This is a genomic window from Nocardia sp. NPDC023733 (assembly GCF_040639775.1).
In the GTDB taxonomy this organism is placed as follows: Bacteria; Actinomycetota; Actinomycetes; order Mycobacteriales; family Mycobacteriaceae; genus Nocardia; species Nocardia rosealba.
Map to the genome: position 1 here is coordinate 1 of NZ_JBFAAN010000018.1, position 2,845 is coordinate 2,845.

Here is a 2,845-nt window from a genome sequence, read left to right on the forward strand (position 1 = left end):
GCGGCGAGGCGGCGCGCCTGTCCGGCGTGTCGGCCAAGATGGTGCGGCACTACGAGGGCCTGGGGCTGCTGGGCCGGGTCGCCCGCACCGACAGCGGCTACCGGCAGTACAGCGAAGCCGACGTACATACGCTGCGCTTCATCAAGCGGGCGCGGGACCTCGGTTTTTCGATGGAGGAGATCGGGGAACTGGTCAGCCTGTGGCAGAACCGCCGGCGTGCGAGCGCCAGCGTGCGCAAGGTGGCGCTAAAGCACGCGGAAGACCTGGCGCAGCGCATCGCGCAGATGCAGGAGATGCAGCGGACGCTGCAGCACCTGATCCACTGCTGCCATGGGGATGAAAGGCCGGAGTGCCCGATCCTGGAGCACATGTCTTCGGACGTGTGAGTCGCGTGGTGCCGCGGCCCGGTGGATTGCGGGTCAAGCCCGCAATGACAAGTCAGTCGTTGTCATCCCGGGCTTGACCCGGGACAAGTCAGTTGATGTCATCCCGGGCTTGACCCACTGCTGTCCGGAATCGCCGTTCATAGAAGAAGGGGCTGGGCGGCAGCAAGCTGCTCCTGACGTGCCCGTTTGCGGCGCCACCAGGATTCCTCGGTGCGGGGCCTCTGGAACAGGTTGTGCCTGAGCTGAGCCAGCAGCATCCAGAGGGAGTCTTTGGAGCCGGTGGCCTGCTTGAGCAGCAGCACGAGCATGTACGCGATCAGCGCCGTGAGCAGTTGGATGCGCACGGCGTTTTCGTTATGCCCGACGAAGCGGCGAATCTGCAGGTGCTGCTTGACCCACTTGAACAGCAGCTCGATCTGCCAACGCTGCTTGTACAGCGCTGCGATCTCCTCGGCTGGACTGGTGAGGTCATTGGTTGCCAGCACCAGGGGAGCGGCGTCGGGGCGCTCCACCTCGATGCGCCGCAGCGCACTACTGTATGAATTTCGGTGGCCGCCCCTGGGCGTTCGTAGCGCGAATGCAACGATGCTGTCTCGCAAGATGCCCCCTGTGGTGGGCTGCTCGCGCAGGTACGTCAGCGCCGCATCGCGCTTGAAGCGACTGACCCAGCGCGCCTTCTTCTCGTCGATGCTGTGCCACCAGTTGTAGTGGCAATAGCCGCGATCGAACACGTAGGTGGCCCCAGCCTGAATGGGCAGCTTGCGCGCCTCGGTGATGTCATTGATGTTGCCCGGCGTGATGCTGGCCTGCGCCACCGCCGCACTGCGCGCTTCGAACAGCAGGTGCAGCTTCATGCCGTGATTGCCGCGCGCATCGGCATGGCCACGGGGGCCGCCGCGCGCCGGCAGATCCACCGTCGTGGCGTCCAGCAGATACAGCAGTTCCTCTCGCTGGCTGCGGATGCTTCTTCCTGCCTGTGCGATCAGCACCTGCAGCAGCTCAGCGAAGATCAACGGGCTGCGCTTGGAATTGGCTTCCGCCAGCGTGGAGCGCCGCACACAGCGCGCGTTCAGGTGGTAGTGCTGCCCGGGGTGAGCATTGAAGCCCGCCTCCAGCTGACGCAGGCTGGCCGCTCCACTGAGCTGCACGTACACCATCGCCTGCAGCTGCTGCCAACAGCCGAACCCCTTGCTGTAGCGATTGCCTCGGTGATGCTGGACGATGCGATCAAAGGCTCCGCGCGGGATGGCCTGGAGCACCTGCTGGATTCGGCTTATGCTGAACATGTTGCGGCGTTGGGTTGTCGAAAGAGTTGGCGCTCGGGGTGTAACCCCCTTCGGCTCATCTCCGCAACACCTGCCCGCCGTGGAGCAGCGCGGACTACTGTATAGACGCGCGCTTTCGAGTCGGCCCCGCTGGCGACCCCCTGCTACGCTTTTCCGATCAACGACTTAGCTCGCCCGGTCTCAACTTATTCCGGACAGCAGTGGGGCTTGACCCGGGATCCATCGATGCGTGGCACCACGCCGCCAGTGGATTGCGGCTCAAGGCCGCAATGACAAGGGGGATGAGGGGGGCGGATTGCGGCTCAAGGCCGCAATGACAAGCCTTGTGGTGCCGTGGAGCGCCCGTGGACGCTCACCCGTGCCGGAACGGCGACCTGGCCTCCAGGTGCTCCATGTAGTTCTCGATCCCCCGCCCTTCCCGCGCCAGGAACTGCTCCACCGCATCCGCGAACGCCGGGTGTGCCAGCCAGTGCGCGCTGGTCGTCTTCACCGGCATCAGCGCGCGGGCCATCTTGTGCTCGCCCTGCGCGCCGCCCTCGAAGCGCTGCACGCCGTTCGCGATGCACCAGGCGAGCGGCTGGTAGTAGCAGGCCTCGAAGTGCAGGCAGTCCACGCGCTCCAGCGCGCCCCAGTAGCGGCCATAGGCCACGCCGTCGCCGATGCCGATCAGGCTGCTGGCGATGGGCTTGCCGCGGCGCTCGGCGACGAACAGCAGCCAGTTCTCCGGCATCGCCTCCGCCATGCGCCGGAAGAAATCGCGCGTGAGGTAGGGCGCGTTGCCGTGTTCCAGGTAGGTGCGCTCGTAGCAGCGGTAGAAGAAATCCCAGTCGGCCGCGGTGATCGCCGCGCCCTGCGCGTGCCGGAACGTGACGCCCGCCTCGGCGACCTTGCGCCGCTCCTGCCGGATCTTCTTGCGCTTCTCCTGGTTCAGGCTGCCAAGGAAGGCGTCGAAGTCGGCGTAGCCCGCGTTCAGCCAGTGGAACTGCACCGTGTGGCGCAGCATCAGGCCCGCTTCGCCCAACGCCGCCACGTCGTCGTCGTTGGCGAACAGCACGTGCCACGACGACACCTTCTTCTGCTTGCACCAGGCCAGCACGGCGCGCACCAGCGCAGCGCGCGCGGCGGCGTCGCGCGCCAGCAACCGCGACTGCACCGGCCGGTGGGCGACGAAGG

At 66.3% G+C, this 2,845-nt stretch carries 3 protein-coding genes; 1 reads left to right on the plus strand and 2 read right to left on the minus strand.

Going from position 1 to position 2,845, the window contains the following annotated elements:
* The coding region (cueR, locus tag AB0F86_RS29600) for a Cu(I)-responsive transcriptional regulator (protein ID WP_357171758.1) at window positions 1–386 on the plus strand (386 nt) is incomplete at its 5' end.
* Window positions 387–523: 137 nt separating this feature from the next.
* Here the strand turns inward: cueR and AB0F86_RS29605 are convergent.
* Window positions 524–1,645, minus strand: coding sequence for an IS4 family transposase (locus AB0F86_RS29605; protein WP_357171760.1), 1,122 nt, complete (start codon window positions 1,643–1,645; stop codon window positions 524–526).
* Between the two features lie 379 nt (window positions 1,646–2,024).
* Window positions 2,025–2,845, minus strand: an 821-nt coding sequence (locus AB0F86_RS29610) for a GNAT family N-acetyltransferase (RefSeq protein WP_357171762.1), incomplete at its 5' end; no start/stop codon positions are given.